20 protein-coding genes and 2 tRNA genes are annotated in these 18,771 nt (G+C 71.2%); 8 read left to right on the forward strand and 14 right to left on the reverse strand.

Going from position 1 to position 18,771, the window contains the following annotated elements; genetic code table 11:
- Nucleotides 1–2: 2 nt before the first annotated feature.
- From F0U44_RS13520 to F0U44_RS13530, 3 genes are read right to left on the reverse strand one after another with little or no spacing between them, the layout of a single operon-like run.
- On the reverse strand, nucleotides 3–1,067 hold the full coding sequence (locus F0U44_RS13520) for a UDP-N-acetylmuramate dehydrogenase (RefSeq protein WP_149728782.1): 1,065 nt from the start codon (nucleotides 1,065–1,067) through the stop codon (nucleotides 3–5).
- A complete protein-coding gene (locus F0U44_RS13525; protein ID WP_149728783.1) occupies nucleotides 1,060–1,461 on the reverse strand; it encodes a MaoC/PaaZ C-terminal domain-containing protein in 402 nt (133 codons plus the stop codon). The genes F0U44_RS13520 and F0U44_RS13525 overlap by 8 nt, the downstream gene beginning before the upstream one ends.
- On the reverse strand, nucleotides 1,458–1,850 hold the full coding sequence (locus F0U44_RS13530; RefSeq protein WP_149728784.1) for an FAS1-like dehydratase domain-containing protein: 393 nt from the start codon (nucleotides 1,848–1,850) through the stop codon (nucleotides 1,458–1,460). The genes F0U44_RS13525 and F0U44_RS13530 overlap by 4 nt, the downstream gene beginning before the upstream one ends.
- A 39-nt stretch (nucleotides 1,851–1,889) precedes the next feature.
- On the opposite strand from F0U44_RS13530, the gene F0U44_RS13535 reads away from it, so the two are divergent.
- Nucleotides 1,890–2,888: a hypothetical protein gene (locus tag F0U44_RS13535; RefSeq protein ID WP_149728785.1), complete on the forward strand. Its 999-nt coding sequence runs from the start codon at nucleotides 1,890–1,892 to the stop codon at nucleotides 2,886–2,888.
- Between the two features lie 69 nt (nucleotides 2,889–2,957).
- On the opposite strand, the gene rpmG is transcribed toward F0U44_RS13535, so the two are convergent.
- From rpmG to F0U44_RS13585, 10 genes are all read right to left on the reverse strand, one after another.
- The gene (gene rpmG, locus F0U44_RS13540; RefSeq protein WP_149728786.1) at nucleotides 2,958–3,128 is read right to left on the reverse strand and encodes a 50S ribosomal protein L33; all 171 of its coding nucleotides are present in this window, start codon (nucleotides 3,126–3,128) and stop codon (nucleotides 2,958–2,960) included.
- A 51-nt stretch (nucleotides 3,129–3,179) separates the two neighbouring features.
- Nucleotides 3,180–3,253, reverse strand: a tRNA-Met gene (locus F0U44_RS13545).
- Between the two features lie 17 nt (nucleotides 3,254–3,270).
- Nucleotides 3,271–3,343: transfer RNA gene (locus tag F0U44_RS13550), tRNA-Thr, on the reverse strand.
- A 62-nt stretch (nucleotides 3,344–3,405) separates the two neighbouring features.
- Nucleotides 3,406–4,806, reverse strand: a complete 1,401-nt coding sequence (locus F0U44_RS13555) for an amidase (protein WP_149728787.1) — start codon at nucleotides 4,804–4,806, stop codon at nucleotides 3,406–3,408.
- A gap of 23 nt (nucleotides 4,807–4,829) precedes the next feature.
- Entirely contained in the window at nucleotides 4,830–5,546 is a 717-nt protein-coding gene (locus tag F0U44_RS13560) for an LrgB family protein (protein WP_149728788.1), read from the reverse strand.
- Nucleotides 5,543–5,920: a CidA/LrgA family protein gene (locus tag F0U44_RS13565; RefSeq protein WP_149728789.1), complete on the reverse strand. Its 378-nt coding sequence runs from the start codon at nucleotides 5,918–5,920 to the stop codon at nucleotides 5,543–5,545. Before F0U44_RS13565 ends, F0U44_RS13560 begins: the two co-directional genes overlap by 4 nt.
- A complete protein-coding gene (locus tag F0U44_RS13570; protein WP_149728790.1) occupies nucleotides 5,917–6,477 on the reverse strand; it encodes a DNA-3-methyladenine glycosylase I in 561 nt (186 codons plus the stop codon). The genes F0U44_RS13565 and F0U44_RS13570 overlap by 4 nt, the downstream gene beginning before the upstream one ends.
- Before the next feature lie 216 nt (nucleotides 6,478–6,693).
- Complete coding sequence (locus tag F0U44_RS13575) at nucleotides 6,694–7,071, reverse strand: VOC family protein (RefSeq protein ID WP_149728791.1); 378 nt, start codon at nucleotides 7,069–7,071, stop codon at nucleotides 6,694–6,696.
- The gene (locus tag F0U44_RS13580; protein ID WP_223163675.1) at nucleotides 7,068–8,063 is read right to left on the reverse strand and encodes a pirin family protein; all 996 of its coding nucleotides are present in this window, start codon (nucleotides 8,061–8,063) and stop codon (nucleotides 7,068–7,070) included. The genes F0U44_RS13575 and F0U44_RS13580 overlap by 4 nt, the downstream gene beginning before the upstream one ends.
- A gap of 12 nt (nucleotides 8,064–8,075) precedes the next feature.
- Nucleotides 8,076–8,627 (reverse strand): outer membrane protein assembly factor BamD, encoded by a 552-nt coding sequence (locus F0U44_RS13585; RefSeq protein ID WP_149728792.1) that lies wholly within the window; start codon nucleotides 8,625–8,627, stop codon nucleotides 8,076–8,078.
- Between the two features lie 191 nt (nucleotides 8,628–8,818).
- Between F0U44_RS13585 and F0U44_RS13590 the strand changes: the two genes are divergently transcribed.
- Nucleotides 8,819–9,400, forward strand: coding sequence for an RDD family protein (locus tag F0U44_RS13590; RefSeq protein ID WP_223163676.1), 582 nt, complete (start codon nucleotides 8,819–8,821; stop codon nucleotides 9,398–9,400).
- On the opposite strand, the gene F0U44_RS13595 is transcribed toward F0U44_RS13590, so the two are convergent.
- Entirely contained in the window at nucleotides 9,384–10,088 is a 705-nt protein-coding gene (locus F0U44_RS13595; RefSeq protein WP_188113473.1) for a phosphatase PAP2 family protein, read from the reverse strand. The genes F0U44_RS13590 and F0U44_RS13595 overlap by 17 nt on opposite strands.
- Nucleotides 10,089–10,196: 108 nt before the next feature.
- On the opposite strand from F0U44_RS13595, the gene F0U44_RS13600 reads away from it, so the two are divergent.
- From F0U44_RS13600 to F0U44_RS13625, 6 genes are all read left to right on the forward strand, one after another.
- Nucleotides 10,197–10,664: a nitroreductase family deazaflavin-dependent oxidoreductase gene (locus F0U44_RS13600; protein WP_149728794.1), complete on the forward strand. Its 468-nt coding sequence runs from the start codon at nucleotides 10,197–10,199 to the stop codon at nucleotides 10,662–10,664.
- A gap of 167 nt (nucleotides 10,665–10,831) precedes the next feature.
- Nucleotides 10,832–12,475: a hypothetical protein gene (locus F0U44_RS13605; protein WP_149728795.1), complete on the forward strand. Its 1,644-nt coding sequence runs from the start codon at nucleotides 10,832–10,834 to the stop codon at nucleotides 12,473–12,475.
- 61 nt (nucleotides 12,476–12,536) lie between these two features.
- Complete coding sequence (locus F0U44_RS13610) at nucleotides 12,537–15,104, forward strand: AMP-binding protein (RefSeq protein WP_149728796.1); 2,568 nt, start codon at nucleotides 12,537–12,539, stop codon at nucleotides 15,102–15,104.
- Entirely contained in the window at nucleotides 15,101–16,111 is a 1,011-nt protein-coding gene (locus tag F0U44_RS13615; protein WP_149728797.1) for an iron ABC transporter substrate-binding protein, read from the forward strand. Before F0U44_RS13610 ends, F0U44_RS13615 begins: the two co-directional genes overlap by 4 nt.
- 68 nt (nucleotides 16,112–16,179) lie before the next feature.
- Nucleotides 16,180–17,679 carry an ABC transporter permease gene (locus tag F0U44_RS13620; protein WP_149728798.1) on the forward strand — a complete coding sequence of 500 codons (1,500 nt, stop codon included), beginning with the start codon at nucleotides 16,180–16,182 and terminating at the stop codon, nucleotides 17,677–17,679.
- A complete protein-coding gene (locus F0U44_RS13625) occupies nucleotides 17,676–18,725 on the forward strand; it encodes an ABC transporter ATP-binding protein (protein WP_149728799.1) in 1,050 nt (349 codons plus the stop codon). Before F0U44_RS13620 ends, F0U44_RS13625 begins: the two co-directional genes overlap by 4 nt.
- Nucleotides 18,726–18,771: the final 46 nt, after the last annotated feature.

Below are 18,771 nucleotides of genomic sequence, written 5' to 3' on the forward strand. Positions count from 1 at the left end.
GCCTACAGCTCGGCGCCGACCAGGACGGGCTCGTTGACCAGCGCGATGCCGTAGGCGCCCTCGACGCCGGCGCGCACCTCGCGAGCCAGGTCGAGCAGGTCCTCGGTCGACGCACCGCCGCGGTTGGTCAGCGCCAAGGTGTGCTTTGTCGACAAAGCGACTCGGCCCGCGCCGCGGTCGAGCCCGTAGCCCTTCCCGAAGCCGGCGTGCTCGATGAGCCACGCGGCACTGGTCTTGACGAGGCCGCCGTCGGCCGGCCAGGCCGGGGCGCCATCCGGCACCTGGTCGGCGGGGACGAGCGGGTTGGTGAAGAACGAGCCCGCGCTCCACGTGTCGTGGTCCGCGGCGTCGAGCACCATGCCCTTGCCACCGCGCAGTGCGAGCACCGCGGCGCGCACGTCGGCCAGGGGGGCGCGCTCGCCGATCTCGACGCCCAGGGCACGGGCGAGCTCGCCGTACGCGATCGGAGCCGAGAGGCTCCCCTGCCGCAGCTGGAAGGTCACCGAGAGCACCAGGTGCCGCCCGCCATGGGCGTCGTAACGGTCGATCTTGAAGCGGGAGGAGCGGTAGCCGAACCCGCAGTCGGCGACGGCGAAGGTGCGGATGCCGCGGAGCTTGCGGTCCCAGACGCGGACCGACGCGATCGTCTGCGCGACCTCCTGGCCGTAGGCGCCGACGTTCTGGATCGGGGTCGCGCCGACCGAGCCGGGGATGCCCGAGAGCGCCTCGATGCCGACCCAGCCGCGCTCAGCAGCGCGGGCGACCAGGTCGTCCCAGGTCTCCCCCGCCGCGACCGTGACGAGCGCACCGCCGCAGGTCGAGTCGCCCTCGCCCGCAGCATCGACGTCGGCGCTCACACCGCGGGTGGCGACCTCGACCACGGTGCCGGCGAAGCCTTCGTCGGCCACGACGAGGTTGCTGCCACCGCCGAGCACCAGGACCGGCTCACCGGCCGCATCGGCCGCGGTGACCGCGGCGACCACCTCGTCGTCGGTGGTGGCACGCACCCAGGCACGAGCCGCCCCGCCGAGGCGCAGCGTGGTGTGGTCGGCGAGGCGCTCAGCCAAGTCGGACGACCGCCTTGGGGGCACCGAGGATCTTGTCGGCGCCGCAGGTGACCTCGAGGGCGATGGTCGCGAGCCCGTCGGCGACGGACTTGACGGTGCCGGCGACCCGCACGGTCGCCCCGCCCTCAGCAGGTACGACGACGGGGGCGGTGAACTTGCAGCCCAGCTCGACCACCTCGGCGTCGTCGGACCACACGCCGACGGCGCGGGCGGCGAGCGCCATCGTGTACATGCCGTGGGCGATCACCCCCGGCAGCCCGACCAGGAGCGCGATCTCCTCGTCCTGGTGGATCGGGTTGTGGTCACCGGAGGCACCTGCATAGGCGACCAGGTCGGCGCGGGTGACGAGGTAGTCCTGCGGCTCGAGCTCGGCGCCCGCCGCGAGCGTCGTCACGACGCGCTCCGGTGGACGATCGTCGCGCCCGCGGTGCAGACCAGCTCTCCGTCGGCATCGGTGATCGTGCTCGTCGTGCGCAGGATGTCGGTGCCCTCGATCTGGCGCACGCCGGTCACGGTCAGCCGTGCGGTGAGCTCGTCGCCGACGACCACCGGCCGCTCGTAGGCGAACTTCTGGTCGCCGTGGACGATCCGGGACAGCTCGACCTGCTCGGCCTCGAGGAACTCCAGCAGCGCGCGGAAGGTGACCACGATCGGGAACGTCGCGGGGATCCGCCGCTGGCTGGACCCGGTGGCGCCCGCGAAGGCGGCCACCTCCTCCTCGGTCACGACAAGGGGCCGGGTCGGCGGGAACTCGCGCCCGACGAGGGAAGCGTCGATCGGCATGCGGCCAGCCTATTGGAGTGGTCGTGCATGCTTTCGGGCATGTCGGGTCGAGGGATCGCCGCGGCGGTCGCTGCGACGGTCGCGCTCGGCCTGAGCGCGTGCACGGGCGAGGCCGACAGCGAGGAGCCCGAGCGCCGCGCCGAACTGAAGGGCTGCGGCCCGATCAGCTATGACGACGTGGTCGGCCGCGCGCCGTCGTACGTCGACGGACCGCTCGACCGCACGCCCAACGACCACGCCTTGTGCGCGGGCGCGTGGCTGCCCGACACCGACACCGAGTTCGTGCCCCAGGGACTCGTCGTCCGCGGGCGCGAGGCCTGGGTGAGCGGCTACGACGAGGGCGACGACGGCCCGTTCGGCCGCGACACCTGCCGGATCATCCGACTCGACGTCCGCACCGGCCGGGAGATCGCCCAACAGGCGCCCATCGAGGCCGACCAGGCTCCGCGCGACCACGACGTCTGCCGCCACGGCGGCGGGCTCGCGCTCGACGACCACGGCCTGTGGATGTCGCAGCGCACCAAGATCTGGCTGCTCGACCCGGCCACGCTCGACGTGGTCCGCGTCTGGCACCTGGTCGACGAGGTGTGGGGCTCGTTCCTGGTCTTCGACGACGCCGGGCGACTCGGCGTCGCCGGGTTCAGCGGCCACCACCCCAAGGACATGCACTGGTTCGACGTCGCCCACGTGCTCGACCCGGGCCGCATCGACCTCACTCCCGACGACGCGGTCGCCGTCCAGCGCGGACCCAAGTCGGGCCAGGGCGCGCTGTGGGCCGACCTCGGCCCCGGACCCGCCCGGGTCTGGTTCACCCGCTCCAACACCCACTGCGGTGAGCTCTGGGCGGGTCCGCGGCTCCGTTTCGCCTTCCACCCGGGCTCGGAGGGCGTCTCCTACGCGCGCGACAAGGTCTGGGTGGTGAGCGAGACGACGGCGGCGCCGTACTTCCTCGATGGCGGGCGGCCCGTCGTGCCGACCGTGGCGCAGTACGACGTCAGCCGGTTCGGGCGCTGGGAGCGCTCCGACTGCGGGGCCTGAGGCCCGAAAAACGACAACGACCCGGACTCCCTCACGGGAGCCGGGTCGGTCAGCTGTGCGACCGAGCGGTCAGCGGGTTTCCTTGTGCTCGGTGTGCTTGCGGCAACGCGGGCAGAACTTCGACAGCTCGAGGCGGTCGGGGTCGTTGCGCCGGTTCTTCTTCGTGATGTAGTTGCGCTCCTTGCACTCCACGCACGCGAGAGTGATCTTGGGGCGAACGTCGCTGCTCTTGCTGGCCACGGGAAGTCCTTGCTGCTGTTGTCTGCGTTGGTGCTGCTGATGTCTTTGGCGTAGCGAGGGCGGGACTCGAACCCGCGACACCACGATTATGAGTCGTGTGCTCTAACCACCTGAGCTACCCCGCCTAGGGTTTCAATCCCAGAGCCCCTTTACGGAATCGAACCGTAGACCTTCTCCTTACCATGGAGACGCTCTGCCGACTGAGCTAAAGGGGCAACGCCGCAGAACGATACAGGCCCCTGGTCGTATCGACGAAATTGGTGCGGTCCCCCGGGATTCAGGCGTGGATCCGGGCCCAGGGACGCGCCTGTTCGACCTCGTAGGCGAGCTCCAGCAAGACCGCCTCACGACCCCAGCCGGCGCCGAACATCATGCCCTGCGGGAGGCCCGTCGAGGCCGTCGCGAGGGGCAGGGAGATCGCCGGGGTCCCGGTGACGTTCTGGAGGGGCGTGAAGGCGACCCACTCGTAGAGCTTCTCGACCAGGGTGTCGTAGTCCTGCGTGGGGTCGAGGTGGCCGATCTTGGGCGTGGGGGTCGCGAGCGTCGGGGTCAGCGTGACGTCGTACTTCTCGAAGAAGAGGGCCGCTTCCTTGGTGCTGCGGCGGAGCCGGATGATCGCTCCGGGCAGCCGGTGGACGTTGCGGCGCGCGTGGCGGGCCAGGCCCAAGGTGAGGTTGTCGTGGTTGGCCCGGACCCAGCTGCGGCCGTGCTGGCTGCGGCCGCCGGTGAGCAGCGCGAGCGCCAGGGTCGCCCAGTAGAGGAGGAAGTCCTCCCGGAAGGTGGCCGGCACCGGCGCCTCGGCCTCGATGACCGTGTGACCGAGGTCCTCGAGCAGCCGGGCCGTCTGCTCGGTCAGCGCCGTGACCTCCGCGTCGGCGCCGTGCTCGACGCCGGCGGTGTTGAGCGCGACCCGTAGCCGCTTGCGGCCGGGCCGGGTGAGGTCGCCGATCGGCGGCATCTCGAGCGACCGGAAGACCAGCTCGGCCTCCCGGTAGAAGGCCGCCGTGTCGCGCACGCTGCGGGTCACGACGCCGTCGGCGACGATCGGGATCGGCTGCTGGCGCATCTGGGCGTCCTGGGCCAGCCGGCCGCGGGTCGGCTTGAGGCCGACGAGCCCGTTGATCGACGCGGGGATCCGGATCGATCCGCCACCGTCGTTGGCGTGCGCGATCGGCACGGCCCCGGCGGCGACGAGCGCTGCCGACCCCGCGCTGGACGCGCCGGCGGTGTGCTCGGTGTCCCACGGGCACCGCACCGGCCCGAGCCGCGGGTGCTCGCAGCTGGGGCTGAAGCCGTACTCGGACAGCCGGGTCTTGCCGAGCGGGATGAGGCCGGTCGCGAGGAACATTCGCGCGAAGTCGCCGTCTTTCTTCGCCGCGCGCGGAGCCCAGGCGTCGGTGCCCTGCATCGTCGGCATGCCGGCGACCTCGACGTTGTCCTTCGCGAAGGTCGGTACGCCGGCGAAGTAGCCGCCCCGCGGGCTGCTCGCCTCGCGGCGGGCCCGGTTGAAGTCGCTGTAGGCGACGGCGCCCAGGGTCTCGCCGACCTGTTCGGTCCGAGCGATCGCGGCGTCGACGACCTCACGGATCGACACCTCCCCCGCCTGCAGCCGGTCGACGACGCCCACCGCGTCGAGGTCGCCGAGAGCGTCGTCAGAGAAGGCGTGCACACGACTCATGAGGGCACCGTAAGGGGCGAGCGTCACCAGAGCCAGAGGGCGAGCAGCGGCAGGAGCAGGCTGATCGCCAGCGCGGACAGGCCCATCGAGAGCCCGGCGAAGGCGCCCTCGGTCTCGTGCTCGCGCAGCATCCGCGAGGCACCGACGCCGTGCGAGACGGCGCCCAGGGCGAGACCTCGCGCCCGGCGGTCGCGGATCCGCAGCAGATGCAGGGTGGTCGGCCCTGCGATCGCGCCGAAGATGCCGATCGTGATCGCGAAGACCGCGGCGAGCGGCGGGATGCCGCCGAGCGACTGGGTGAGCCCGATCGCGACCGGGGTCGTGGCGGCCTTGGCCGAGAGCGTCTCCTGGAGGGCTCGGTCGGCGCCGAGCCAGCGCGCGAGGAAGACCGCGCTCGTGATCGAGGCGACGGCGCCGAGCAGGACCGCGACGACGAGCGGCACGACGAAGCCCTTGAGGCGGTCGTACTGCTTGTGCAGGGGGATCGCCAGCGCCACGGTGGCGGGCCCGAGCCAGAAGGCGATCATCTCGGTCGCGGAGCGGTAGTCGAGGTAGTCGACGTCGAGCAGCTCGATCGCGACGCCGGCGATCGCGATCGCGACGAGCACCGGCTGCGCGAGCGCGTGCTCGCCCGTACGGCGCTGGAGCCAGCGCCCCGCCTGGTAGCCGCCCAGCGTGATGCCGAGCAGCCCGAGCGGTGAACGGGCGACCTCGAGGAGGGAGTCAACGGCGCTGGTCATCGTGCCCCCACCGGCTGGTCGTCGCGCGGCTCGCCGAGCAGCCGCTCGAGCCCGACCGCGGTCCAGCCGACCACCGCGAGGCCGACCAACCAGGAACCGACCATCGCGACCACGATCGGCAGCCAGTCGTCGCCGAGCACGCCGAGGTAGGCGACCACGCCGACGCCGGCCGGGATGAAGAAGAGCTGGAGGTGGCGCAGCAGGCCCGACCCGGCCCGGAGCACGGGTGCGTCGGCGGCCGGCTTGCGCAGCCGGAGGAAGACGAAGAGGAAGAGCATCCCGGCGACCGGACCCGGGACGGTCAGGTCGAGCAGGCGGACGACGACCTCGCCGAGGAGCTGGAAGCCGATCAGCCAGGTCAGTCCCTTGATCACGGGCGGCCCTGTCGGTGGCAGCCCGGGACGTGCGGGTCGAACAGACCGAGCGCCTGCATCAGGGCGTAGGCGGTGGTGGGTCCCACGAAGGCGAAGCCGCGGCGCTTGAGCTCCTTGGCCATCGCGACCGACTCGGGCGAGGTGGTCGCGTCGGCCGAGGGCGTCGCGGCCAGGGCGAAGCCGAGGAGCAGCTGCTCCAGTCCCTCGGCGTCGCGCAGGTCGACCGTCGCGCGGGCGTTCTGGAGGGTGGCGAGGATCTTGGCGCGGTTGCGGACGATGCGAGCGTCGTCCATCAGCCGCGCGACGTCAGCGTCGTCGTAGCCCGCCACGACGTCCGCGTCGAACCCGGCGAACACCTCGCGGAAGGCCGGACGCTTCGCGAGGATCGTGGCCCACGAGAGTCCCGACTGGAACGCCTCGAGCGTCATCCGTTCGAAGTACGCCGACTCACCCGTGACCGGCCGACCCCACTCCTCATCGTGGTAGTCGCGCATCGCCCCCGGACCGCCCGCCCACGCGCAGCGGCCGACGCCGTCCTCCCCGATGACCGGTCCCATGGGCGCTCATCATGCCGCCCCGCCCGGACATCCCGCGAAGTCGCACTCTTGGTTGCACGAAGTCGCACTCCTGGTTGCACGAAGTGTCGGGGTTGAGCGCACGAAGTGTCGATGTTGCGCAGTCGAGGTGTCACACCTCGCACCGCCAACCCTGCGACTTCGGCCCACCAACCCTGCGACTTCGTGCAACCAAGAGTGCGACTTCGCGGGCGGCGGTCAGCCGCCGTACGGGACGGTGATGATCTCCAGCTTGTGGCCGTCGGGGGCGTCCCAGTAGACGCCGCGGCCGCCGTCGTTGTGGTTGATCCGGCCGGGCTCGCGCTCGAAGGGGTCGGCCCAGTAGGTCAGGCCGCGCTCCTGGATCCTCGCGAAGATCGCGTCGAAGTCGTCGTCGTCCACCAAGAACGCGTAGTGCTGCGGCTGGAACGGCCCCGGGTGGTGGAGCACGTCGAGGCTGACGCCGTTGGCCATGCGCACCTCGCGGAACGGGCCGTAGGTCTCGGCGCTGGGCAGCCCGAGTACGTCGGTCAGGAAGTCGGCCGTCGCATCCCGGTCGGACGCGTGGACGATCGTGTGGTTGAGCTCGACGCTCATCGACGCTCCTTGAGGCGGGCGTTGGGGAGCTCCGGCGCCGGGATCGGCCGCAGGTGGTCACCGGCGACGATGCCGAAGCGACCATCGGCGACGTCGGAGGAGTCGGGCACGACAGCACCGTCGCGGGTGATCTGCGCCTGCCACGCCTGACGGAACGCCACGATCTCGTCGTGGCTGCGGCCCACGAAGTTCCACCACATCACGATGGACTCACCGAAGGGCGGACCGCCGAGGACCAGCACCCGCGCCCCTTCCTCGCCCGCCACGAGCGCGAGGGTGCCGTCGCCGGGCGGCACGTAGGCGAGGTCGGCCGACGCAGCGGTCACCCCGTCGACAGTCACCGACCCGAGGTCGACGAGCACACCGTGCTCGAAAGAAGGGTCGACCTCCAGCGGGAGGATCACGCCGGGCTCGAGGACCAGCTCGGCTCCCAGCAGAGGGGTGTGGGTGACGACGGGCGACGTATCCCCGAGCAAGGTCCCGAGGAAGACCCGGCCGCGCCAGCCGTCGCCGACGACCGCGTCGGGTGCGTAGTGCTCGAAGCCCGGGTCGGTGTCGCGACTCGCGTCTGGAAGAGCCACCCACAGCTGGGCGCCGTGGAGGGTCGTCGTGACGGCCGTCGACACCTCGGAGTGGCTGATGCCGCGGCCGGCGGTCATCAGGTTGACCTCGCCCGGTCGCACCATCGCATGGTGGCCGGCGCTGTCGCGGTGCTCGATCTCGCCCGCGAACAACCAGCTCACGGTCTGCAGGCCGGTGTGCGGGTGAGGAGCCACCCACATCCCGCCGGTCTCCGCGACCGGATCGGGCCCGTAGTGGTCGAGGAAGCACCACGCGCCGATGAGGCTGCGATGCCGTTGGGGCAGCGTGCGTCGTACGGGCAGGGCACGGAGGCCACCCAACGGCACCTCGCGCGGCGTCATGATCTCGACACAGGTGGCCTCGGCGCCCGTGCAGACCAGTTCCCCGGGGCGTTCCTCCTCGTTGCTCACGGCGCCATCTTGTCAGCAGGATCCGTCGATCGGCACGGCCTTCGTGACCCGCCACGGACCGACGATGTTGCTCACCTCGATGTGCTGCGGAGCGCGCGTCCCCTCCCCGAGCTGGGTCGGCGCACCGTCAGGTACCACGAGCATCCGCGCGTCGACGCACACGTCGAGCAGCAGCCGGTCGCCGTGCGGCTGCGCACTGATGAACTCGACCGTGACGTCACCGCTGTAGGTGCCGCGGTCGCCGTAGGCCTTGAGGGCCGCACGGTAGGGCGCAACCACGTCGGCGAGCGCGCTGAAGGCCAGCAGCCGGGTGACCCTGCCCTCCCGAGCGGTGAGCCGACGGCCGCGCTCGAAGTCGATGTAGGTCTGGATTGCGTCCTGGTAGACGCCCTTCAGCTGCGGCGAGTCCACGAGATCGAGGCCGTCGTCGGGGTAGTCGACGTCGGGGGCCGCTGAGGTCGGGTCCGACGAGTCGGGGTCGCGCGGCTCGTCGTCGGCCGTGGAGCACCCGGCGAGTAGGAGCAGGGTCGTGGCGCAGGCGGCAAGGGCAGGGCGAGGTGTCATCGCCTCCGAGGCTAGCGAGACTGCAGAGGATTGAAGTGCCCCGCAACGGGGGACAAAGCCTGCCGACGCAGTTATTTCTGCGGGTCAACTCCGATACGCACTGCCGCCCGCCGCCCTAAGGTGGGTCCGCAGTCGCACGGCGTGCCCCGGTACGCCGTACGTCCCCCGCCTTGATTGAGGAGCAACACAGCATGTCGATGCCACCACAGCCCCCGCCGCCCCCGCCGGGCGGACCCACGCCGCCGCCGATGGGTGGCGGTTACCCGGGTGCCCAGCCGGCGGGTGTCCCCCGTCCGGCCGAGCTGCTGAACCGGGCGCTGGCCCGCTTGATCGACCACGTCCTTCTCGGCGTCGTCTACGGCATCTTCTGGGGGATCCTCAGCGCGATCTTCCTGACGGGCTACAGCCACTCCGTCGGCGAGTGGTTCCTCTTCTACCTGTTCCTGAGCGCGATCTCGACCGCGATCAACGTCGCCTACTTCGCGTTCCTCGAGTCCAACCGCGGGCAGACGGTCGGGAAGATGGTCCTGAAGCTCCGCACCTACGGGCCCGACGGTGTTTCCAACCCGACCATGGAGCAGGCGCTCAAGCGCAACGCCTACGTCGCGATCAACATCATCAGCGTGGTGCCGATCCTCGGCCCGATCCTCGCTGGCCTCGCTGAGGTCGCTGCCGTTGTCTACATCGCCGTCACGCTGAACGGCGATGCACCCAACCACCAGGGTTGGCACGACAAGTTCGCCGGCGGGACCCAGGTCAAGCAGATCGGCTGACCAGGACACCGACCGCCACAGGGGCGCCACTCGACACCGGGCGGCGCCTCTGCTGCATTTCGACCGGACGCAGCGGTCCGACGATCGCCAGCCCGACCAGGATCAGCCCGGTGCTCAGCAGCGCGCCGCCGAGGAGGTCGGTCACGTAGTGGCGGCCGAGCATCAGGCGGTCGGCGAAGACGAGGAGTACGACGGCGCCGGCCGCGACGCTGACGAGCCGCCGTGTCTCGGTGCGTCGGGTGTGGGCGAACGTCAGCACCACCAGCAGCCCCGCGAGAGCGACGATGCCCGCGGCGTGGCCGGACGGGTAGGAGCCGGAGCCCAGCAGGTGGTCGGTGTCCTGCCACAGGGGCCGGTCGCGGCCGAACAGCGCCTTCGCGTGCTGGGTGAGCTCGCGCGTCGCCACCGACACCGCGGCGACCAGCACCGCTGCGCGCGCGTGCCGACGGACCAGCAGGACGCCCGCGAGGACGACGCCCATCCACATCACTGTGCGGGCCTCGAACACCCACTCGACGGCCAGCAGCGGCCCCTCCAGCCACGGCCGCTCGATCGCCCAGGACCGGGCGTCGGAGCTGACCTGGGCATCGGCGGTGCTCAACAGGCCCAGCTCGATGGCCAGGCCGAGCGCTCCGAGAAGCCCGAAGCAGAGCAGGGCGAGGTGCAGGTGGTCGCGGCGAGTCGTCACGAGGAGTGACGGTAGGAACCCTGGATGAGAGGTCGATGAGGCTCTCATGTGCTCCTCATGTGAGGCGGGCGAACACCCGGTGGCCGCACTTTCGTCTACCTTTCGGCCATGGGTCTCCTCACTCCGATCGCCATCAAGTTCGGCTCGTACGCATGGGCGCCCAACTACCTGCCGCAGATCGTGTGGTTCGACAAGCGGCTGCAGAAGGTGACCCGCGAGCGCTACTGCTTCGTCGACATCGCCGGACTTCCGAGCATCAAGCTGACGGTCGTGGGTCGCAAGAGCGGGATCGCTCGGTCGACCAGCCTGTTGACGGTGCCCGACGGTGACGAGTGGCTGATCGCCGGCTCCTTCTTCGGCGACCCGAAGCCTCCGGCATGGGCGGCCAACCTGCGCGCCACGAGCACGGCTGAGATCCGCTACCGGCACCAGGACTACACCGTCACCTGGCGCGAGCTCGAGGGCGAGGACCGCGAGCAGGCCTGGCGCCACATGAACAAGACCTGGCCCAATTTCGACAAGTACGCCGAGCGCATCGACCGGGTCATCCCGGTCTTCCGCCTCACCCGGGTCTGACCACGGGAGCCGGCACGCAACCCTGAGCCGCTCGCGTTGGTGGGGCACAACGGCGCAGGTCACCACCGGATATGCCGATGTGACGCTGGACTCAGGCGAAGCGCCTAGTCTCTTCGTAGAGGGGCCTCGGGAGGGCCGCTCTCTTCGCAGAGGGCTTGGGAGGGCCGATGAAGTCGCATGTCACCAGGAGGGCCGGCGGATTGAGGATCCGGCTCCTCGGATGTCTCGTCGCGGTTGTCGTTGTTGCCGGTGTCTCGCCATCGTCGACGGCGCTTGCGCCCGCAGCTGGGCGTGTCCCCGAAAGAGCGGCCCCCGACGAGAGCGCGCTCGGCTTCGTCGTACAGCTGGGCCCCGAGCAGCGCGTCGCCGGCCCCACGGACCAGGGCGACAACCCCTACTTCTCCGAGAAGCGCGAGGGCAAGCTCTACGGCTACTTCGGGACCAGCCGCACCCTCGAGTGGCGGTCTCACAACAACACCCGGTTGACGAACTCGCGGATCATCCTCGACCGCGGCCTCCCGGGGGAGTTCGACGAGTGCGGCGCATGGCTGCAGGGTTCCTTCCAGAGGCTCACGCGCCAGCACTGGATCGCGTTCTACCACGCCGAGGGACAGGGCCCGGGCGATGACACGTGCGACCACTACGCCAACACGACCGTGTGGCGCATGGCGATGGCGGAGACCACCAACGGCGGCCTGACCTGGCAGCGCCCCAGCTATCCCAACAACGTCGTGGTGACCGGGACGGGCGCATCGATGACCGGCGGCATCACCAACGCCGGCAACGGACGCACGGTCCGGGTCGGCGACTACTACTACATGTTCTTCGAGACCAACCACGGCACGCGGCCCGGTCTGCCCGGCATCCACATCGCCCGCTCGAAGGTGAGCGACGGCGGTGCGCGCGGCACGTGGAAGAAGTACTACTGCACGACCCCGGCCTCGGGAGATCCGGTCTGCGCGTGGAGCCAGCCCGGCATCGGAGGCAAGTCGACGCCGATCGGCGGGCTCAGTGAGAAGGGGCGTTACATCGCCTGGAACTCCAGGCTCAGCCGCTGGCTCGGTTTCGATGCCTCCGGTCGGCGCGGGTTCCAGATGTTCGCCTCCGAGGTCGGCACCGGCGACACCGCGCTGGAGCGGCAGCAGAGCGCGCTCTTCGACGAGGCGGGGCTTCCCAAGCGGTGGGTCGGTTCCGAGGACGTCTATCCGTTGGTCTCAACCGACGCCGACCCCTACGTCGACCAGTGGGGCGGCCACCTCCGCGACGCCAAGTCCAAGCAGCTCTACGCCTATCCGTCCATCAGTGGGGCCGAGGGCCAGAGCTGCTGCACCGGCGGCACCTTCTACGTCTACTACGTGAAGCTCTTCCCGGGCGACAAGTTCACCGACCGCTACCTCTTCCGCCGGAAAGTGACCGTGACGCGGACCGACCGCGCGCTCAACCGCGTCGAGCTGACGACCTACAAGAACGGCAAGGGCCAGCGCCGCTCGTCGACGGAGGCACCCAAGCCGAGGACTTTCAAGGCGGTCGGTGCGGCCGGCTACCTGCTGTCCCACGCGGGCGTGACCGGCTGGAAGCAGGTCATGGACTGCACCCGGAAGGCGGACCACGCCCTCTTCGCCGGCAAGTGCAAGAGTGGCTGGAAGCCCTACCGACGCATCGGATTCGTCCGCCCGACGAAGACGAAGCTGGCGAACGTGGCTCTCTACCGGTGCGTTGCCAAGCGCAGCCACTACGTATCGGCCAGCAGGTCCTGCGACGGCGGTCAGCGCGAGGCGCGGATCGGCTTCGCGATGCGCGAGCTGTCCTGAGGGAGAGTCCCGTCAGGTGAGCGATACCTAACATTGGTATGGCTACCCTTATATTGAGGGAGTGAGGCCGCTCTCGACGCGCGCGCCCGAGCGCGCCACCGCTCCCCGCTCCGGGGTCGGGTTCGCGACGGCTCTCGCCGACCACGGTGACCGACCTGCACTGGTCTGCGGCGCGACCACCGTCTCCTACGGCGACCTGGCCGGTCTCGTCGCCGACGCCCGGACCCGGCTCGGCACCGAGCAGCAGCTCGTCGGCCTCACCCCGGCCCCGACGCTCGAGTTCGTCGTCGCCTACCTCGCCGCCCTCGCCGACGGCCACAGCGTGCTGCTCGCCCGCGACGAGGTGCTCCCCCGGGCTTACGGGGCGAGCCGCACCTGGTCCGACGGGGGCTACGCGCCGACCCGTCGGCCGGCGCCCGAGCTGCACCCCGACCTGCGCCTGCTCCTCAGCACCTCGGGCTCGACGGGCTCGCCCAAGCTGGTGCGCCTCTCGCAGGCCAACCTCGAGAGCAACGCCGCCGCCATCGCCGACTATCTCGGCCTGACGCCCGACGACCGCGCGCTGATGACGCTGCCGCTCGACTACTGCTACGGCCTCTCCGTGCTCCACAGCCACCTGAGCGTCGGCGCCTCGGTCGTCCTCACCGACGCCTCGGTGACCGACCCCGCGCTGTGGGACCTGGCCCGCACGACCGGCGTGACGTCGTACGCCGGCGTGCCGTTCACGTTCGAGCTGCTCGACGCGGCGGGCTGGCCCCAGGTGCCGACGCTGCGTCAGGTGACCCAGGCGGGCGGCCGGCTCGCGCCCGAGCGGGTGCGCGCCGCTGCCGAGCGCGGCGCGCGCGAGGGCTGGGACCTCGTCGTGATGTACGGCCAGACCGAGGCCACCGCGCGGATGGCCTACCTCCCACCCGCGCTGGCGACCACGGCGCCGGCCTCCATCGGGGTCGCGATCCCGGGTGGCGACCTCCGCCTCGCGCCGGTCGACGGACACCCGGTCGGGGTCGGCGAGCTCGTCTACACAGGCCCCAACGTGATGATGGGCTACGCCCACGGCGTCGCCGACCTGGCGCGGGGAGCCGAGCTCGACGAGCTCCGCACCGGCGACCTCGCGCGGATCACCGACGCCGGGCTCTTCGAGATCGTCGGCCGCACCTCTCGCTTCGCCAAGCTCTTCGGGCAGCGCATCGACCTCGACCGCCTCGAGACGCTGCTGACCCTGGGCGACCACCAGGTCGCCTGCGCCGAGTCGGTCGACGCGACCCGCCTCGTCGTCGCGCTCGCCGGCCCCGTCGACCCGATCGCGGTCGAGGAGGTCGAGACGACCGCCGCCGCGGCCACCGGCCTGCCGCCCCACGCCATCACCGTCTGCCCGGTCACCGAGCTGCCTCGGTTGGCCAACGGCAAGGTCGACCAGCGCTCGGTGGCGCGGCTCGAGAGCCGCCCGGCCGCCACGCCGACCCTCTCGGCCACCGACTCGCTGACCGCCCTCTACGGCGCGGTGCTGCGGCGCCGGCACGTGTCCCCCGATGACACGTTCGCGGCGCTCGGCGGCGACTCGCTGTCCTACGTCGAGCTCGCGATGCGCCTGGAGAGCCGGCTCGGCCGCCTGCCCGCCGACTGGCCGGACCGGCCGATTGCCGAGCTCGCGGCGCTTTCGAGGCTCGCCACCGGCGCCCGCCGCTCCTGGTGGGCACGCGTCGACACCAGCATCGTGCTGCGCGCCGTGGCGATCGTGATGATCGTCGGCAGCCACACCAACCTGTTCGTCCTGCTCGGCGGCGCCCACGTGCTGCTCGGCGTGGCGGGTGCAAATTTCGCCCGCTTCCACCTCGCATCGCCCGACAGCGCAGAGCGGGCCCGCAACCTCGCGCGCTCGATCGCCCGAATCGCCGTCCCCACCTCGTTGTGGGTGGCCGCCGTCTGCGTGGTCAGCGGCCAGTACGGCTGGCGCAACGTGCTCCTGCTCAACGACGCGCTCGGCAGCCACCGGTGGCAGGAGCCCCAGTGGCACTTCTGGTTCATCGAGGTCCTCGTCTACCTAATGGTCGCGGCGGGCGCCCTCACGTCGATCCCGCTCGTCGCGGCGTGGGAGCGGCGGACGCCGTACTGGTTCGCGATCGGGCTCGTCTTCGCGACGCTGGTCCCGCGGTTCTGGGCGACCGCGACGGGCTACGACGGCGACGTCTTCCACTCCTCGACCTACGTCGCCTGGTTCTTCGCCGCGGGCTGGGCCGCCACCCGAGCGCAGCACGTCGGCCACCGGCTGCTGCTCTCGGCACTCCTGGTGGTCGGGGTGCACGGCCTGTTCGACGACCCGATGCGGGAGACGACCATCGTGATCGGCCTGCTGGCCCTGGTGTTGGTGCGGAGCGTGCCCCTGCCGCGGGTGACGATCGGGCTGGTCAGCACGATCGCCAGCGCGTCGCTCTACGTCTACCTGACCCACTGGCAGGTCTATCCGCACCTCGAGGACCGCTGGCCGCTCGGCGGGCTCCTCGCCTCACTCGTGATCGGCATCGCCGCCTGGCGACTGGTCGACCTCGTCTCGGGGCTGGGGCACCGCCGACCCCGCCGCCCGAGCGCTCAGTACTCTCCGAACGACGACACGATCAAGGAACCCAGATGAAGACCCTGCGCACCGCCGTCGGACTGACTGCGCTGTCCCTCCTCGTCCCGGCGCTCGCCGCCTGTGGCGACGACGAGCCCACGCTGGTGATCTACAACGCCCAGCACGAGCAGCTCCTCGACGAGCTGGCGCCGGCCTTCGAGAAGGAGACCGGCATCAAGGTCGAGCTGCGCAACGGCAGCGACCTCGAGCTGTCCAACCAGCTCGTGCAGGAGGGCGACGCGTCGAAGGCCGACGTCTTCCTCACCGAGAACTCCCCGGCGATGTCGCAGGTCGAGGCCGCGGGTCTCTTCGACGAGCTGCCGAGCGACGTGCTCGACCAGATCCCGGCCAATTACCGCCCCACCAGCGGGCTGTGGACCGGCTTCGTCGCCCGCTCGACCGTGCTCGTCTACAACACCGACGACGTCGAGGAGTCCGAGCTCCCTGCGTCGATCCTGGACCTGGCCGACTCCGCGTGGGACGGGCGGATCTGCTTCTCCCCCACCGGCGCTGACTTCCAGGCCATCGTGGCCGGGATCCTCGAGCTCGAGGGCGAGGACGCGACCCTGGACTGGCTCGAGGGCATCAAGGCCAACGGCACGACCTACGACGGCAACAACGTCGTCCTCGAGTCGGTCAACTCCGGCAACTGCGAGGTCGGCATCGTCTACCACTACTACTGGGCGCGCGACCGCGCCGAGAGCGGCGACGTCAGCGACCACAGCGCGCAGTACTACTTCGGCAACCAGGACCCGGGTGCCTTCCTCAGCGTCTCGGGTGCCGGCGTGCTCGCCTCCAGCGACATGAAGAAGGAGGCGGAGGAGTTCGTCGACTTCCTGGTCAGCGAGAAGGGTCAGCAGATCATCGCTGACAGCTACGCGCTCGAATACCCGCTCAACCCGGCGGTCTCGCTCGACGACGACGGCGTCAAGCCGTTCGACGAGCTCCAGCCGCCGCAGGTCAACGTGAGCGACCTCGACTCCCAGGCCGTCGTCGACCTGATGACCGAGGTCGGCTTCCTCTGAGCACCCTGACGGCACCAGAGCAACGCACGACGAGGCGTCCCAGGCCCCTGGCCGGGGGCGCCTCGCCCGTGCTTCTCGTCGTCGGCCTCGCGGTCGCGACGCTGACGCTGGTGCCGCTCGGCTACGTCATCGCGACGACCGCCGACCTCGGCCGCCAGGAGGCGGTCGACTTCCTCTGGCGGCCGCGCATCGGCGAGCTGCTCTGGAACACCGTGCGCCTGCTGATCGCGGGGGTAGCGGCCAGCACGGTCCTCGGCGTGGCTGGCGCCTGGGTGGTGGAGCGCACCGACGTCCCGGGCCGCGGCTGGTGGCACGGCGTGCTGTGCGCGCCGCTCGCGGTGCCGGCGTTCGTCAACGGCTACGGCTGGATCTCGACCACCCACGCCGTGCAGTCCTTCCCCGGCGCGGTCATGGTCGTCACGCTGTCCTACTACCCGCTCGTCTACCTGCCGACCGTCGCTGCGCTGCGGCGCCTCGACCCGGCGGTCGAGGAGGTCGCGACGTCGCTGGGCCGCAGCGGGTGGAGCGTCTTCACCCGGGTCACGCTCCCGGCCGTGAGTCCCGCGGTCCTGGGCGGCGCGCTCCTGGTCGGCCTGCACCTCCTGGCCGAGTACGGCGCCCTGCAGCTCCTCAACTACCCGACCCTGACGACGGCGATCCTCCAGCAGTACGCCACGGTCTTCAACGGCCCTGAGGCCACCCTCCTGGCGCTCGTGCTCGTCACCTTCTGCCTGCTCCTGCTGGGCATCGAGGCGCTGCTGCGCGGCCACCGCCGCCGCGCTCGGGTCGGCTCCGGCGCAGGCGGGCAGCCGGTGCGGATCCGGCTCGGCCGCTACCAGCTCCCCGTGCTCGCCGCCCTCACCGCCGTCGCGTGCTGGGCCCTCGTCGTCCCGATCGGCGCGCTGCTGCGCTGGCTCATCCGCGGCACGTCGACGCACGTCGACCTGGCCGAGCTCTTCGACGCCGCGGGCACCACACTGCTCCTCGCGCTGCTCGGTGGGCTCACGGCGACCGTGGTCGCCGTACCGGTCGTGTGGTTGGCGGTGCGCCACCGCGGCCTGCTGACCACGGCCATCGAGCGCAGCGTCTACACCGCGAGCGCGATGCCGGGCATCGTGATCGCCCTGGCCCTGGTGACCGTCAGCATCCGCACCTTCCCGAGCCTCTACCAGACCGTCGTGGTGCTGCTCGTGGGCTACACGATCCTCTTCCTGCCGCGCGCGGTCGTCAGCGTGCGGTCGACGTTCGAGCTCGTGCCACCAGGCCTCGAGGAGGTCGCCCGCAACCTGGGGTGCGGCGGTCTCGGGGTCGCCCGGCGGGTCACGCTGCCGCTCGTGCTCCCCGGCCTGGCGGCGGCCACCGCACTGGTCTCCCTCGCGGTCGCGACGGAGCTGACCGCGACCCTGCTGCTCGCGCCGCTCGGCACCGACACCCTCGCCACCCAGTTCTGGTCCGACGCCTCCGCGATCGAGTACGGCGCCGCCGCCCCCTATGCTCTGGCGCTGATCCTGCTCTCGATCCCCTCGACGTGGATCCTGGGGAGCCTGAGCGTGAGGAACAGCAAATGACCGCGGCACTCGAGATCCGTGGCCTGGAGGCCGGCTACGGCCGTACCTCCGTGCTGCGCGGCCTCGACCTGGTCGTCACCGAGGGCGTCACGGCCATCCTCGGGCCGTCGGGCTGCGGCAAGACCACCTTGCTGCGCTCGGTCGCCGGTTTCGTGTCCCCGACGGCCGGCACCGTCACGGTCGCGGGCACCGAGGTGGTCACCGGGCGCCGCTCGATGCCGGCCCGGCTCCGCGGCCTCGGCTACGTCCCGCAGGACGGCGCTCTTTTCCCCCACCTCGACGTCGCGCGCAACATCGCGTTCGGCCTTCCGCGCGGCGAGCGCAGTGACAGCGGCGCCCGGGTCGCCGAGATGCTCGAGCTCGTCGAGCTGCCGGCCGAGATGGCCGGTCGCTACCCGCACGAGCTGTCCGGCGGTCAGCAGCAGCGCGTCGCGCTGGCGCGCGCTCTGGCGCCCCGCCCGAAGGTCGTGCTCCTCGACGAGCCCTTCTCCTCGCTCGACGCGTCGCTGCGCGAGGACACCGGCCGCGCCGTCGTACGAGCGCTCAACGCGGCGGGCGCCGCAGCCCTCCTGGTCACCCACGACCAGGGCGAGGCGCTCTCGCTGGCCGACCAGGTCGCGGTGATGATGGCCGGCTCGTTCCTCCAGGTCGCCTCCCCCACCGACATCTACCTCACGCCCGCCGACCCGCGGGTCGCCTCCTTCCTCGGCCACGCCTCGCTCGTCGACGGCGAGGTCATCAACCACACCGAGGCGCGTTGCGCGCTCGGGCTCCTGCCGCTGCGCGCCGCGCGCGAGCCCGGAGCGGTCCGGCTCGCCGTGCGCGCGGAGCAGATCCAGATCCGCCCCGACAGCGCTTCCGACGCCGACGGGGCGCCCGCCGAGGTGGTCGACATCAGCTTCTACGGCCACGACGCGACCGTCCGGGTGCGGCTCGACTCGGGCGAGGAGCTCGCCGCCCGCACGCCCGCGACCTCCGTGCCCGCTCCAGGTGACCGGGTGCGCGTCGGCGTCGTTGGCGACGTCGTCGCCTTCAGCGCGACCTAAGGCGAAAAACAGTGAAGCCCGGGCCTCTGTGAGGTCCGGGCTTCTC

The organism is Nocardioides humilatus (genome assembly GCF_008373755.1).
In the GTDB taxonomy this organism is placed as follows: domain Bacteria; phylum Actinomycetota; class Actinomycetes; order Propionibacteriales; family Nocardioidaceae; genus Nocardioides; species Nocardioides humilatus.

Bases quoted from the DNA above. Each gene is read 5' to 3' on its own strand.
- F0U44_RS13615 (WP_149728797.1), top strand. From the start codon at position 15,101: ATGAAGACCCTGCGCACCGCCGTCGGACTGACTGCGCTGTCCCTCCTC.
- F0U44_RS13535 (WP_149728785.1), top strand. From the start codon at position 1,890: ATGTCGGGTCGAGGGATCGCCGCGGCGGTCGCTGCGACGGTCGCGCTC.
- F0U44_RS13600 (WP_149728794.1), top strand. From the start codon at position 10,197: ATGGGTCTCCTCACTCCGATCGCCATCAAGTTCGGCTCGTACGCATGG.
- F0U44_RS13570 (WP_149728790.1), bottom strand. From the start codon at position 6,477: ATGGGACCGGTCATCGGGGAGGACGGCGTCGGCCGCTGCGCGTGGGCG.
- F0U44_RS13530 (WP_149728784.1), bottom strand. From the start codon at position 1,850: ATGCCGATCGACGCTTCCCTCGTCGGGCGCGAGTTCCCGCCGACCCGG.
- F0U44_RS13605 (WP_149728795.1), top strand. From the start codon at position 10,832: ATGAAGTCGCATGTCACCAGGAGGGCCGGCGGATTGAGGATCCGGCTC.
- F0U44_RS13590 (WP_223163676.1), top strand. From the start codon at position 8,819: ATGTCGATGCCACCACAGCCCCCGCCGCCCCCGCCGGGCGGACCCACG.
- F0U44_RS13560 (WP_149728788.1), bottom strand. From the start codon at position 5,546: ATGACCAGCGCCGTTGACTCCCTCCTCGAGGTCGCCCGTTCACCGCTC.
- F0U44_RS13625 (WP_149728799.1), top strand. From the start codon at position 17,676: ATGACCGCGGCACTCGAGATCCGTGGCCTGGAGGCCGGCTACGGCCGT.
- F0U44_RS13555 (WP_149728787.1), bottom strand. From the start codon at position 4,806: ATGAGTCGTGTGCACGCCTTCTCTGACGACGCTCTCGGCGACCTCGAC.
- F0U44_RS13575 (WP_149728791.1), bottom strand. From the start codon at position 7,071: ATGAGCGTCGAGCTCAACCACACGATCGTCCACGCGTCCGACCGGGAT.
- F0U44_RS13585 (WP_149728792.1), bottom strand. From the start codon at position 8,627: ATGACACCTCGCCCTGCCCTTGCCGCCTGCGCCACGACCCTGCTCCTA.